Annotated in this window: 15 protein-coding genes; 4 read left to right on the top strand and 11 right to left on the bottom strand. The window is 54.3% G+C overall.

The window, feature by feature from the left end; translation table 11 throughout:
• The first annotated feature begins 1 nt into the window (after nt 1).
• Nucleotides 2-376 carry a DUF4440 domain-containing protein gene (locus ACREYP_RS07940; RefSeq protein WP_336817997.1) on the top strand — a complete coding sequence of 125 codons (375 nt, stop codon included), beginning with the start codon at nt 2-4 and terminating at the stop codon, nt 374-376.
• 34 nt (nt 377-410) lie between these two features.
• Here the strand turns inward: ACREYP_RS07940 and proR are convergent, their stop codons facing one another.
• The 3 genes from proR to fusA form a co-directional block, all read right to left on the bottom strand.
• Entirely contained in the window at nt 411-713 is a 303-nt protein-coding gene (proR, locus tag ACREYP_RS07935) for a transcriptional regulator ProR (protein ID WP_336817996.1), read from the bottom strand.
• Nucleotides 698-1,072, bottom strand: a complete 375-nt coding sequence (locus tag ACREYP_RS07930; RefSeq protein ID WP_008455001.1) for a type II toxin-antitoxin system RelE/ParE family toxin — start codon at nt 1,070-1,072, stop codon at nt 698-700. The genes proR and ACREYP_RS07930 overlap by 16 nt, the downstream gene beginning before the upstream one ends.
• Nucleotides 1,073-1,293: 221 nt before the next feature.
• Entirely contained in the window at nt 1,294-3,393 is a 2,100-nt protein-coding gene (fusA, locus tag ACREYP_RS07925; protein ID WP_008455002.1) for an elongation factor G, read from the bottom strand.
• A 202-nt stretch (nt 3,394-3,595) separates the two neighbouring features.
• Here fusA and ACREYP_RS07920 point away from each other — a divergent pair, with 202 nt between their 5' ends.
• Nucleotides 3,596-3,904 carry an ArsR/SmtB family transcription factor gene (locus tag ACREYP_RS07920; RefSeq protein WP_008455004.1) on the top strand — a complete coding sequence of 103 codons (309 nt, stop codon included), beginning with the start codon at nt 3,596-3,598 and terminating at the stop codon, nt 3,902-3,904.
• Between the two features lie 37 nt (nt 3,905-3,941).
• Here the strand turns inward: ACREYP_RS07920 and ACREYP_RS07915 are convergent, their stop codons facing one another.
• The 5 genes from ACREYP_RS07915 to dacD form a co-directional block, all read right to left on the bottom strand.
• Nucleotides 3,942-4,277, bottom strand: a complete 336-nt coding sequence (locus tag ACREYP_RS07915; protein ID WP_008455006.1) for a DUF496 family protein — start codon at nt 4,275-4,277, stop codon at nt 3,942-3,944.
• Nucleotides 4,278-4,450: 173 nt separating this feature from the next.
• On the bottom strand, nt 4,451-5,509 hold the full coding sequence (locus ACREYP_RS07910; protein WP_008455009.1) for an FUSC family protein: 1,059 nt from the start codon (nt 5,507-5,509) through the stop codon (nt 4,451-4,453).
• A 154-nt stretch (nt 5,510-5,663) separates the two neighbouring features.
• Nucleotides 5,664-6,098, bottom strand: coding sequence for a VOC family protein (locus tag ACREYP_RS07905; protein WP_008455011.1), 435 nt, complete (start codon nt 6,096-6,098; stop codon nt 5,664-5,666).
• Between the two features lie 12 nt (nt 6,099-6,110).
• The gene (gene sbmC / locus ACREYP_RS07900; RefSeq protein ID WP_008455013.1) at nt 6,111-6,575 is read right to left on the bottom strand and encodes a DNA gyrase inhibitor SbmC; all 465 of its coding nucleotides are present in this window, start codon (nt 6,573-6,575) and stop codon (nt 6,111-6,113) included.
• 152 nt (nt 6,576-6,727) lie between these two features.
• Complete coding sequence (dacD, locus tag ACREYP_RS07895) at nt 6,728-7,894, bottom strand: serine-type D-Ala-D-Ala carboxypeptidase DacD (RefSeq protein WP_166872653.1); 1,167 nt, start codon at nt 7,892-7,894, stop codon at nt 6,728-6,730.
• 252 nt (nt 7,895-8,146) lie between these two features.
• Here dacD and ACREYP_RS07890 point away from each other — a divergent pair, with 252 nt between their 5' ends.
• Complete coding sequence (locus ACREYP_RS07890; protein ID WP_336817995.1) at nt 8,147-9,298, top strand: acyltransferase family protein; 1,152 nt, start codon at nt 8,147-8,149, stop codon at nt 9,296-9,298.
• Nucleotides 9,299-9,374: 76 nt separating this feature from the next.
• Complete coding sequence (gene sbcB / locus ACREYP_RS07885) at nt 9,375-10,802, top strand: exodeoxyribonuclease I (RefSeq protein WP_336817994.1); 1,428 nt, start codon at nt 9,375-9,377, stop codon at nt 10,800-10,802.
• A gap of 61 nt (nt 10,803-10,863) precedes the next feature.
• Here the strand turns inward: sbcB and ACREYP_RS07880 are convergent, their stop codons facing one another.
• From ACREYP_RS07880 to ACREYP_RS07870, 3 genes are all read right to left on the bottom strand, one after another.
• On the bottom strand, nt 10,864-12,228 hold the full coding sequence (locus ACREYP_RS07880) for an APC family permease (protein WP_166872643.1): 1,365 nt from the start codon (nt 12,226-12,228) through the stop codon (nt 10,864-10,866).
• Nucleotides 12,218-12,280, bottom strand: a complete 63-nt coding sequence (locus ACREYP_RS07875) for a hypothetical protein (RefSeq protein WP_494493252.1) — start codon at nt 12,278-12,280, stop codon at nt 12,218-12,220. The genes ACREYP_RS07880 and ACREYP_RS07875 overlap by 11 nt, the downstream gene beginning before the upstream one ends.
• Nucleotides 12,281-12,382: 102 nt before the next feature.
• Nucleotides 12,383-12,619: a hypothetical protein gene (locus ACREYP_RS07870; protein ID WP_166991324.1), complete on the bottom strand. Its 237-nt coding sequence runs from the start codon at nt 12,617-12,619 to the stop codon at nt 12,383-12,385.
• Nucleotides 12,620-12,632: the final 13 nt, after the last annotated feature.

Genomic DNA, 12,632 nt, shown 5'->3' with positions numbered 1-12,632 from the left:
AATGAATATCTGGTTTGAAGAAGTGATTGAGGCCCATGTTGCCATTGAGCAATGGCTTGGTGCGGGCAAGGGGGAGCTGGAAGCGCTGCTGGCATGCTTTACTCACGACTATTCAATGGTCGCGCTGAGCGGCGCAAGGCTGGATTATCCGGCACTTTGCAGCTTTTTCCGTACCAGCGGCGGCAGCCGCGAAGGGCTGGCGATTGAGGTCGATAGCCTCCAGTTGCTTGACGAATGGCCGCAGGGTGCCGCCGTGCTTTACCGCGAAACGCAAACGCTGAACAGCTCCAGCACCGTGCGCTGGTCTACGGTTATTTTCCGCCGCGAGGGCGAGAAAGTGTTATGGCGACATTTACAGGAAACGGCGCAGGCTTAAGCCGGAGCGGGCGGTGAAAACCGCCCCAGCAGCCTTAAAGCGCGATGTTGAAATGCGTCCCGTCCGGCAGCTCGATATCCAGCTTAACCTTACCCCCGGCCGCCTCAACGTAACGCTTGAGGGAAGAAAGCTTGATGTCGCGGCCTTTTTTTTCCATTTCGGCAACGGTGGGCTGCTTCACGCCCAGCTTCTGCGCCATCTCAGTCTGCGTTTTTCTGACTTTGTCACGAAGTTCGGCCAGGTGGATATTCAGCAGCATTTCGTCGGCCATGGCCTGCGCGGTGGCCACCACTTCGGGTTTTTCTTCGGCCATCCATTGTTCTAACGTTCGACCCATTCTATTTGCTCCTTTTCCGTTAACTGCTGTAAATGCGCCCGAAACTCGTTGTCTGCTAATGGCACCATGACGTTATAAAAACGCTTCTCGTTCCCTGCTTTATTTCCCGCACAGAGCAGGATGGCACAGCGTTTTATATCAAAAGCAAAAAAGATCCTGAGGGGCTCACCCCGGCACTGAATTCGCAGCTCTTTCATGTTGGAGTACTGCGACCCTTTTACCGTATCGGCATAAGGCCGTCCGAGTAAAGGCCCTCTCTCTTTGAGCAGTACAACCCCTGCCATAACGCAGGCTTTGGTCATGTCATCTGACGCCGTAACCCAGGCATCAAACGTATCCGTCATTTTAATCGACCACACATCGCCCTCCGCAATATAGGTTAAATACTATATAGGAACAAGCCTATGTGCCGATTGTGTGAGCAAAGACCAAGTTAATCATTTGGCCTTGGGTGAGTCGTCGAGAGAGATTCGGAAATGAATAATGACGTTCAGCGAGTTGCAGCCTCACTGGAAACGGACTCGTAAATTTGCTCAGGTGAAAGGTGGATGAGAAAACCCCATCCACCCTGGCTGACTAATTATGATTTACGGCTGGCAATAATGTCGTCGGCCACGTTACGCGGCGCTTCGGCATAATGATGGAACTCCATGCTGTAGGTCGCCCTGCCCTGAGACATTGAGCGCAGCGTGGTGGAATAACCAAACATCTCTGCCAGCGGGACATCGGCCCGAATAATCTGGCTGCCAAAGCGTTCTTCCATGCCCTGCACCATGCCGCGGCGGGAAGAGAGGTCGCCCATAATGTTACCGGCGTAGTCTTCCGGCGTTTCCACTTCGACGTGCATGATAGGCTCCAGAATAACCGGATCCGCTTTGCGCACGGCGTCCTTGAAACCGAAGATCGCCGCCATCCTGAACGCCATTTCCGAAGAGTCGACGTCATGGTAAGAGCCGAAGGTCAGCGTGGCTTTGACGTCCACCACAGGGTAACCGGCGAGCACACCTGTATTCATCGCCTCACGCAGACCTTTTTCCACAGAAGGAATGAACTCGCGTGGTACTACGCCCCCTTTGGTGGCATCTTCAAACACAAAGCCTTTGCCCGGCTCAAGCGGTTCGAGCGTCAGCACTACATGTCCATACTGGCCTTTACCGCCTGACTGCCGCACAAATTTCCCTTCCACGTCTTTCGCCGTTTTACGGATCGTTTCGCGGTAGGTGACCTGTGGCCGGCCAATGTTCGCTTCCACGCCAAACTCACGTTTCATGCGGTCGACGATGATTTCCAGGTGAAGCTCGCCCATGCCGGAGATGATCGTCTGGCCGGATTCTTCGTCCGTATGCAGGCGGAAAGAGGGATCTTCCGCCGCTAAACGCTGCAGCGCGATACCCATTTTCTCCTGGTCGGCCTTGGTCTTCGGCTCGATAGCGAGGGAAATAACCGGCTCAGGGAACTCCATTCGCTCAAGCGTGATCGCCGCATTCGGGTCGGTTAACGTATCGCCAGTGGTGACGTCTTTCAGCCCTACGCAGGCGGCGATATCCCCGGCACGCAGCTCATCCACCTCGTGGCGGTCGTTCGCATGCATCTGCACAATACGTCCGATACGCTCCTTTTTGCCTTTCACCGGGTTGTAAACCGAATCGCCTTTTTTCAGCACGCCGGAATAAACACGGATAAAGGTCAGTTGCCCAACATACGGGTCGGTCATCAGCTTGAAAGCGAGCGCCGAGAAGGGTTCATCATCACTGGGATGGCGTTCCGCGTGTTCCCCCTTTTCATCCACGCCGTCAATGGCAGGAATGTCGAGCGGAGACGGCATCAGCTCTACCACCGCATCCAGCATGCGCTGCACACCTTTGTTTTTAAACGCGCTGCCGCACAGCATCGGCTGAATTTCCCCGGAAATGGTGCGCTTGCGCAGGCCGGTAATAATTTCCGCTTCGCTCAGATCGCCGGTTTCCAGGTATTTATCCATTAGCTCATCGCTAGCTTCCGCCGCCGCAGAGACCATTTTTTCGCGCCACAGTTGTGCAGTCTGCAGCAAATCCTGCGGCACAGGCCCATAGCTGAACGTCATGCCCTGGGTCGCATCGTCCCAGATAATGGCCCGCATTTTGATGAGATCTACCACGCCAGTGAAGCTGTCTTCTGCCCCGACCGGGATGACGATGGGAACAGGATTGGCTTTCAGGCGGTCAATCATCATCTGCACCACACGGAAGAAATCAGCGCCCGGGCGGTCCATTTTGTTAACGAAGGCCAGCCGCGGCACGCGGTATTTATTAGCCTGCCGCCAAACGGTTTCTGACTGCGGCTGCACGCCGCCCACTGAGTCGTAAACCATTACTGCGCCGTCCAGCACACGCATGGATCGCTCCACCTCAATGGTGAAGTCCACGTGTCCCGGCGTGTCTATGATGTTGATACGGTGCGGTTCAAAGCCGCGATCCATACCCGGCCAGAAGCAGCTCACCGCGGCGGACGTAATGGTAATACCGCGCTCTTGCTCCTGAGCCATCCAGTCTGTCGTTGCTGCGCCATCGTGAACTTCACCCAGTTTGTGGCTCATGCCGGTGTAAAACAAAATACGTTCGGTCGTGGTTGTTTTACCGGCATCAATATGGGCTGAAATACCAATGTTGCGATAGCGTTCGAGAGGGATGGGTCGGGGCATGATGTGTCCTTAGTCTTGTTGACTGTTAAGCGACGGCCACTATGGCCGCCAGAGTTGTTCGCCATCAGCATAGTACAATTGTACGAGTATATTCGAACAATTTGAGCTATCGTTAATATCAATACATTCGAAGGGCATCAAGTTTGCTATCAAGTTTGCTATAGTAGCCGGCCGCCGTGCCGCCACCGCCTACAGGAAGAGTATGATCGCCAACCATCCGGAACGAGAACAAATCCGCCTTGAAAATGTGCTTTTTGCGCTGGGCAACCCTTTGCGGATGGGGATCGTCAGATCGCTTGCCGGGGGGGAAGAGCTTACCTGTGGCGCTTTAATTCAGGATGTGGCGAAGTCGACCATGACCCACCACTGGCGGGTTCTGCGCGATAGCGGCGTAATCTGGCAGCGCCCTCAGGGACGTGAAAATTTGATTTCGCTGAGGCGTGAAGATCTGGATGCTCGGTTCCCCGGACTGCTGGAAACCCTACTGCGGGTGATGGTGAACGAGGCATAAAAAAACCGCCCTGAAGGCGGTTTTTTTATCGCTGAAGTTATTCAGACTTGGTGTCAGCCACTTTCTGCTCGCCCATCACTTTCAGCTTCTTAGAGATCTCGCGACGCTCTTTAGACAGCTCGGCGTTTTTGATGATGTAGTCATCCACGCGGTCTTCGTAGTCGGTTTTCATGCTGGCAATGATACCCTGCACCGCTTCGATGCTCATGCCTGGCTTGATGTAGTCGCTCAGGTTATCAAGCAGCAGCACGCGCTTTTGGTTGTCACGGATCTTTTTCTCTACGTCCTGAATTTCACGCTGCAGTTTGTTTTTACGACGGAACAGACGAACAAACTCCAGAACGTCCTGGAAGGTAGGTTTGATATTTTCCATTTTTACACCCCTGCTAAATTGGTACTCGGATTCGTTAAGACAACCGCCATAACCTTAGTAGTAGCGGTTGACGATTACAATTTTTTGTCAGTCTCACTAACGGGCTTGCCCTATCTTAACCTCAATTTCTGCTGAATCGAAACAAGCATTGTCATTTCTGTGCTTTACGCGCGCTATTTGCGCAGTGCGCGGCAAATGAGGTGCGACAGCAGCTCAAGCTGGCGGGCCAGTTCAAGGCTAAGCCAGACGTAGCCGTGAATAGGCGTTTCCTGCAGCTGACTGCCCTTGCCCTCCTCCATCAACTGGCGAAGTTCAAAAACGATCTCATTCAGTTTCTCGGTGTTGGCTGAGATGGGCGAAGGGTTCCCTTCATACAGCGCCGTTGCAATGGCCGACAGTGTGCGCTGCGTCATTTGCTGCGTGTCGCGCAGCGTATGAGCGTTGATCATCACAAAATGGCTTTCCCGCGTCGCCCAATAGGCGTTGATTTGCAGCTCAAGGGTGCAGACCATGTTGCGATTAATGGTCTGAATCGCCTCAAAGACTGACTTCTGAATGCGGGTTTCCTTACCCGCGGGGCCAATCAGGGCGCGCATCTTGACCACGTCATTCAGGATTTTCTGCAACGGTTTTTCCAGCCGTGGGCGCTCCACAAGGTTTGGCGAGAACCCCGCAGTGTAGATTTTGCTAAACGCCTGCACGAAGGTCGCCATCTGGATACGCCAGTGAATAAACGCCCGCTGTGGGTAAACGCTGGTAAACAGCATGGCCAGAAGCGAGCCGAAGATAACGTCGCCGCTGCGCCACAGAGCAACTTCCATATCCCCCGGCGGCGCCCCAACAACCACGGAGAGCGTGATGCCGATAAGCAGCGCCTGGTAGGGACGTTTACCCAGCGCCAGATAGCCGCACAGGAACATCGCCAGCCCGCACCAGATGATCATCAGCGGTAAGGAAATAAGCTCCAGCTTAAGGGCTATCAGTCCGATGGCCGCGCCAAAAATGGTGCCACCGATACGCTGGAAGGCGCGCGGAACAACGTTCCCCCAAAAGGAAATGGGGCCCATTACCACCACCAGTGTGATAAGCGGCCAGGTGCCTTCGGGGATGTTCAGCAGGCGAACCAGAACAAATGTCAGCACAAAAGCAAGGGCGATACGTATGCCGTGGGCAACGCGATAGTTGCGGTAAATACGGATCTCAAACGGGGTCAGTGATTTGTCGGGGCGCACACCCGGCTCTCCGAAAATAAAAAAGAAATTGTACCCGTTTTTCTCACAAAGAAATCATGTTGCCGGGTGCGGCGGGGCTTTTACGCGGAATATTTCACATTTCTTTGCTGAATATCAGAAATGGGCGGCAGACTGCCGCCCGGATTCAAGCCAGCTAGCGCAGCCAGGGCGTAACGGTCACGCCAACCAGCAGCCCTTCAGGACTGAGCATACGTGACACCGTTTGCCCCCAGGGCTCGATACGGTTATCCACCAGCATCTGATACCCGGCCTGCTTTAGCACCGCTGTTGCCTGCCCGACATCTTCTACTTCAAATTCGACCCAGCTTTGGGGCGCGACAATGTGCTCGGGCCAACCGTCCACGCCGAAGCAGGACTGTGCCGCCTGAGCGAGCGGCCAGAGCGCAAAATGCTTCACGCCATCCAGCTCACCGTGTTCCGTTGCCAGATAGTCCTCGTTGCCTTCCATCGCTTTTAGCGGCAGACCGAGCACCTGCTGATAAAACCCGGCACTTGCCGCCACGTCGCGCGTAACGGGGCCATACCCGGCGATGAATAACACGTTTAATCCTGCGATAGCTTCCGTCATGGCGAGCTCCTGTCAGACTTTAGCGACCGGAATATACATATCAATTTCCCATACGCCGGACGCCGAGCCGTCGTTGAGATAGATTTCGTAACAGGGTTTGCCGGTTAACTGATAGTCACCATCAGCCTCTACCTGGTCAAAGAAGGTTTCCCAGGCTTCCTGGAATGCTTCGTTTTTTACGATGGCATGCCCGATGGCGTAAGTATCTGCCTCAATAGCCGTGATGATAACGCCTTCGCTGTTTTCCGGTAGTTTGAACTCTTCAGGTACGCCCAGCACCGTGTCCACGCGCAGCTTTTCTGGCGGAACAACATCGGGGTCATCATAGTAAATGGCCAGCCAGTCGCCATGCAGGCTGTGGGTTTTCGCCCACATGGCCAGTTGGCCAAACCCTTGCGGAACCGTGGTTTCCCACGGCCCGACCAGATGAAAACCGGCCACTTTACGCGCCGGAACATGCTGAACTTTGAATGTCATACTGCCTCCACGCTGATGAATAAATACACTGTACATTTATACACTATATTTTTTAAAGGTGGGGCACAAGCTGCCAGATTTGGGAGCAACCTCGCAGGAAATGGCGACAAAAAAACCGCGCAAATCGCGCGGTTCATCAACAAGACAAAGGGTTAAAGCTTGCGGCTGATAAAGTCGCCGAGACGCGAAAACAGCCCGCCCTTCTCCACCGGCGTGAGGTTCACTAGCGGCCAGTGGGAGATAAGCTTGTCGCCATCAAACAGCTGGATCTCGCCCACCTGCGTATTGGCAGCCAGCGGCGCCTCCATATCCTGCTTGCTCAGCACATACTTTGCTTTGATGTTCGGCACTTCCGATTTAGGCAGCGCGAGGAAGACGTCCTGGTCCGGGCCCACATTGATATTGGCCTTGTCGCCGTACCAGATGTGCTCGCTGCCGATAGGTTTGCCTTTTTGCAAGACCTGCACGGTGTCGAAATTATCCTGCCCCCAGTGCAGCAGCTTGCGGGCCTGCTCTTCACGCCCTTTTGAGCTAAGGCCGCCCATAATCACCGCAATCAGGCGGCGCTGGCCCAGCACGCTGGAGGCAATAATGTTAAACCCTGCCGTTTCGGTATGCCCCGTTTTCAGGCCATCCACATTCAGGGATTTATCCCACAACAGGCCGTTGCGGTTTTGCTGGGTAATCCCGTTCCAGGTGAGACTGCGCTCGCTGTACATATGGTAGAACTGGGGTTCACCGTGGATGATAGCGCGGGACAGCACGGCAAGATCATAGGCGGAGCTGTGCTGCCCCGGCGCGTCCAGGCCATGCACGGTTTCAAAATGAGTATCGTGCAGGCCAAGCTGGTCGACGTAGTGGTTCATCATGGCGACAAACTGCTTTTGTCCCCCGGCAACATAATCTGCCAGCGCAACGCAGGCATCGTTGCCGGAATCAATAATCAACCCGCGGCTGAGATCGCGCACGGTCACCCGATCTCCTGGCTTAATGAACATCAGCGATGACCCGTCAAACACCGGGTTACCTTTTGCCCAGGCATCTTTCCCCACTGTGACGACGTCGTCCGGGGTAATACGTTTACTGTCGATTGCGCGGTCAACGACATAGCCGGTCATCAGTTTTGTCAGGCTGGCCGGGTTACGCTGGACGTGTTCATTGCCTGCGGTCAGCACCTGCCCGGTGGTGTAATCCATCAGTACCCATGCGCCGGCTTCTACCTGAGGCGGCTGCGGCTGATGGGGGAAAATATCATCAGCATAGGCAGCATTGACGGAAAGGGACAAAAAGCTCAGGGCAACAAGCAGGCGGGTTTTCAACGGATTTTCCTCAAAGACTTAATTTACAGCGGCTCGTTTTACGGGAGTTCTTGTTAATTTGCTTCTTTAAATTGCAAGAAAATATGACATTTCATATTTAGCAATAATAATGAATGATATTTGTACTAAATATATTCCCCCGGACATCACACTGCGTTTATTCCGATATTCCATGTTTGCGTGACATTCTGATTGTGGCAGCGCTGATTCATTTTTACTCTGACCGAAGAATACACGCATAAAGGTCATCGTATGGTGGAAAGTAAACGCTGGTCTCCTGAGCTGGAGGGGCTGCGAGGGCTGGCCTCGCTTTGGGTTTTGCTCGGCCACATTTGCCTGCTGGTGCAGTGCCGCATTCCTCTTCTTTATGATCCAGGAATGGGGGTCGATTTATTTATTTTGCTGTCAGGGTATTTGATGGCAAAAAATTATCAGGAGCGTCGGGAAAAAGAGCCGTGGAATAGCCCGGATACCTTTCGCAAATTCTGGCTACGCCGCTTCTTTCGCATCGCCCCGCTCTATTATTTGCTGCTGGTCGTTGCGCTGATTTTTGGCAGCTGGTTCGGCGAAATGCGCGATATTATCGCCAGCGCCTGGCCGACAACCGCCACCGCAAGCAGCCGCTATGCCGACCACTCCGCAATGAATATTTTCAGCCATCTGACGTTTATTTTTGGCCTCTTACCGGCCTGGTCCTTCCGCACCGTGTTGCCAGACTGGAGCATTGGGCTGGAGATGCAGTTTTATCTGCTGTTCCCGTTCATTATGCTGCTGGTGATGCGCTACGGGTTTACGCTTAGCGCGACGCTGCTGATGGTGGTTTGCCTGGCGGCCCGCTGGCTCTTCCCGGACTACTTCAACGCCTTTCCTATGCCGTCGATGATCCTGATAAAACTGCCGCTGTTTATCGCCGGAATGCTGATATCCCACGCGGTAATGCAAAAAAACCTGCGCTATTGCGCGCTGGCGCTGCTCGCCCCGGTCATTGCCTGGCAGATGCATATCGCCGAAACCCATCTGCGGCTGGTGGCAGAGTGCATGATGATTACCGGCATGACGCTGCTGCTCTGGCAGCCTGACAAAGAAAATCGTCTGCGCCGAATCACGGCGGCGCCTCGCAAGCTGCTCACCTGTCGGTTTAGCCTGTTTCTGGGGGATGTCTCTTATTCGGTGTACCTGCTACACCTGATGATTGTCCTCCCCACCATCGGCCTGCTCGTCCGCTACACCGGTTTTGCCCATCAGCCTTCGCTGATGCGTTTCCTGATAGTCACGGCCATCGCGCTGCCCACCGTCTGGCTGATTGCCGTTGCGCTTTACCACAAGGTTGAAAAACGCGGCATCGCGCTGGGTAAACAGTTGCTTAGCGGGGCGAAAATGAAGTCCGAAAGGTCCGTATCTTAAACGCGCTTTTCCTTCTGATGCGCCGGCAGATGGTTTACCATTGAGTCTGATGATAACTAGCTCAATGGTAACCTCTGTGTCCGATTCTGCCTCACTTGCTACCTTTCTGTTTCACGATTACGAAACCTTCGGCAAAAGCCCTTCGCTGGACAGACCGGCCCAGTTTGCCGCGATTCGCACCGACAGCGAATTTAACGTTATTGGCGAACCGGAAGTGTTTTACTGCAAGCCTGCGGATGACTACCTGCCCCAGCCTGAAGCCGTGATGATCACCGGCATTACGCCCCAGCAGGCGCTGGCGCACGGCGAGAACGAAGCGGCCTTCGCGAAGCGTATTCACGACATCTTCACGGTGCCAAAGACTTGCGTGGTGGGATACAACAACGTGCGCTTCGACGATGAAGTGACGCGGAATATTTTTTACCGTAATTTTTACGATCCGTATGCCTGGAGCTGGCAGAACGACAATTCCCGCTGGGATTTGCTCGACGTGATGCGCGCCTGTTACGCCCTGCGTCCCGAAGGCATTGTCTGGCCGGAAAATGAGGACGGGCTGCCGAGCTTCCGCCTTGAGCACCTGACCAAAGCCAACGGCATTGAACACGCTAACGCACACGATGCGATGTCAGACGTTTACGCCACCATCGCGATGGCTCAGCTAGTGAAAACCCGCCAGCCGCGCCTGTTTGAGTATCTCTACAGCCATCGCTCAAAGCAGAAGTTACAGACGCTGATTGATATCCCGCAGATGAAGCCGCTGGTCCATGTATCCGGCATGTTCGGCGCCCAGCGCGGCAATACCAGTTGGATAGCGCCGCTGGCCTGGCACCCGGACAACCGCAATGCGGTGATAATGGTCGACCTGGCCGGGGATATCTCGCCGCTGCTGGCGCTGGATGCCGCCACCCTGCGTGAACGCCTGTACACACCCAAAGCTGAACTGGGTGATAACGCAGCGGTGCCGATCAAGCTGGTGCATCTGAATAAATGTCCGGTGCTGGCCGTCGCCAACACCCTGCGCCCGGAAGATGCTGAACGCCTCGGCATTAACCGCCAGCAATGCCTTGATAACCTGAAAGTACTGCGCGAACACCCGGAAGTGCGTGAGAAGGTGGTGGCGCTGTTTGCCGAAGCCGAGCCATTTGTGCCTTCCGATAACGTCGATGCCCAGCTTTACAACGGCTTCTTTAGTGACGCCGACCGTGCTGCAATGCGCATCGTGCTGCAAACCGACCCGCAGAATCTGCCGGCGCTGGATATCACCTTTGCCGATAAGCGCATTGAGAAGCTGTTGTTCAACTACCGCGCGCGCAACTGGCCGGGCACGTTAAGCGAAGATGAGCAGAACCGCTGGCTGCAGTATCGCCGGGACGTGCTTTCCCAGGAAGCCCTGCAGGCCTATGCTCTTGAGCTGGAAGCGCTGTATAACCAGCATGAAGGGGATAAAGAGAAAATGGCGCTGCTGAAAGCCCTGTTTGAATACGCTCAGTATCTGGTTGGTTAACCCTTTCGACAGACAAAAAAATGGCTCCCTTTGGGAGCCATTTTTATTGCTTCGAAACGGATTAAGCGATGTCTTCGTTGTACTGAGGCACCGGGTTACGGAAGCTGCGGGTCACGCAGGCCACGTAAATCAGGCCGATCGCACCCCAAATCAGGCCGAGAATCATCGAGCTTTGTTCCAGGTTAATCCACAGCGCACCCACGGTCAGGGCACCAATCGTCGGCAGAACCAGGAAGTTCAGGTGATCTTTGAACGTCTTGTTGCGCTTTTCGCGGATCCAGAACTGCGAGATAACCGACAGGTTAACGAAGGTAAAGGCAACCAGTGCACCGAAGTTAATCAGCGCGGTGGCGGTAACCAGGTCAAAGTCGATAGCCATCAGCGCAACTGCGCCCACCAGCAGCACGTTGAACGCCGGGGTACGCCATTTCGGATGAATATAACCAAAGAAGCGGTTCGGGAACACGCCGTCACGGCCCATCACGTACATCAGGCGGGAAACGCCAGTGTGCGCGGCCATACCGGAAGCCAGTACGGTAATGGTGGAGAAGATCAGCGCGCCAACCTGGAAGGCTTTACCCGCCACAAACAGCATGATTTCCGGCTGAGACGCATCCGGATCCTTGAAGCGAGAGATATCCGGGAAGTACAGCTGCAGGAAATAGGTGGAGACGATGAAGATCAGGCCACCAATCAGCGCGGTCAGGAAGATAGCGCGCGGAATCACACGCTCGGCGTTCTTGGTCTCTTCAGACAGGTTGCTGATGCCGTCAAACCCGGTAAACGAGAAGCACAGGATTGTCGCGCCGGTAATCATCGGCACAATATGCGCGTTCTCAGACCAGAACGGCTTGCTGCTTGTCAGCGTACCCGCACCTTCACCGCCCGCAACGCCGTACACCACCATTCCCATGATTACCGCAATCAGCAGAATCTGCAGGATAACGATGATGCTGTTGAAGTTGGCGACAGTTTTAACGCTGCGCAGGTTAGAAACGGTCATAAAGCCGACCAGCACGACCACGAAGATCCACGACGGCACCTCAGGCACCAGCGCTTCAAAGTAGATTTTTGCCAGCAGGATGTTAATCATCGGCGCGAACAGGTAGTCCAGCAGCGACGACCAGCCCACCATAAAACCGACTAGCGGGTTAATGGATTTTTGGGCGTAGGTATAAGCGGAACCCGCAGACGGGAAACGACGCACCAGCTTGCCATAGCTCAGCGCGGTGAACAGGATCGCCACCAGAGCAAAGGCATAAGCCGTCGGCACATGGCCATCGGTCATCCCGGAAACAATACCGAAAGTATCAAACAAGGTCATCGGCTGCATGTAGGCAAGGCCCATCATGACTACCGGTACCAGCGTCAGGGTCTTACGCAGACCTGGGCGGGTGTTTGCACCTGCGGTGACGTTAAGCGACATGGTTGTTTCCCTCAGTGGAGAAAGCCTGCGCAAAAGCAAAAATCTGCCCCATCTTAATTTCCTCGGCGACACGACTGTCGTTTTTTAAAAGCTAGTATCTATCCGGTACGAAGCCCGGCCTCTTGGTTTTTTTGGCAAATGCCGTTTGTCTGACTTAATTGATTGCAAAAAAATAACCGACGTCTCTTAAACGTCGGTTAGTTTTCTCTTTTGCAGGCCGCGTATTTTGCACCATACGAAGGCACAATGACAAGATGTTAAAGCCATCTTTGGCAATTTCTTTTTCAGCGCCTGGCGGAAGTAAAAACTCCCACATCCAGCACGGCAGAAGAAGATAATCCCGTTCCGGCACATCGCTGCCATAACGCACTGCCTGACTGCCATTCAACATAGCCAGGTTAGTA

The sequence above is a fragment of the Enterobacter sp. TMH.L2 genome (assembly GCF_050847315.1).
In the GTDB taxonomy this organism is placed as follows: Bacteria; Pseudomonadota; Gammaproteobacteria; order Enterobacterales; family Enterobacteriaceae; genus Cedecea.
Note: the sequence above shows the minus strand (reverse complement) of the source record. Positions and strands in the feature narration are given on the sequence as shown.

Bases quoted from the DNA above. Each gene is read 5' to 3' on its own strand.
- ACREYP_RS07915 (WP_008455006.1), bottom strand. From the start codon at position 4,277: ATGGAAAATATCAAACCTACCTTCCAGGACGTTCTGGAGTTTGTTCGT.
- ACREYP_RS07905 (WP_008455011.1), bottom strand. From the start codon at position 6,098: ATGACGGAAGCTATCGCAGGATTAAACGTGTTATTCATCGCCGGGTAT.
- sbmC (WP_008455013.1), bottom strand. From the start codon at position 6,575: ATGACATTCAAAGTTCAGCATGTTCCGGCGCGTAAAGTGGCCGGTTTT.
- ACREYP_RS07880 (WP_166872643.1), bottom strand. From the start codon at position 12,228: ATGTCGCTTAACGTCACCGCAGGTGCAAACACCCGCCCAGGTCTGCGT.
- fusA (WP_008455002.1), bottom strand. From the start codon at position 3,393: ATGCCCCGACCCATCCCTCTCGAACGCTATCGCAACATTGGTATTTCA.
- ACREYP_RS07890 (WP_336817995.1), top strand. From the start codon at position 8,147: ATGGTGGAAAGTAAACGCTGGTCTCCTGAGCTGGAGGGGCTGCGAGGG.
- ACREYP_RS07870 (WP_166991324.1), bottom strand. From the start codon at position 12,619: ATGTTGAATGGCAGTCAGGCAGTGCGTTATGGCAGCGATGTGCCGGAA.
- ACREYP_RS07920 (WP_008455004.1), top strand. From the start codon at position 3,596: ATGATCGCCAACCATCCGGAACGAGAACAAATCCGCCTTGAAAATGTG.
- ACREYP_RS07940 (WP_336817997.1), top strand. From the start codon at position 2: ATGAATATCTGGTTTGAAGAAGTGATTGAGGCCCATGTTGCCATTGAG.
- proR (WP_336817996.1), bottom strand. From the start codon at position 713: ATGGGTCGAACGTTAGAACAATGGATGGCCGAAGAAAAACCCGAAGTG.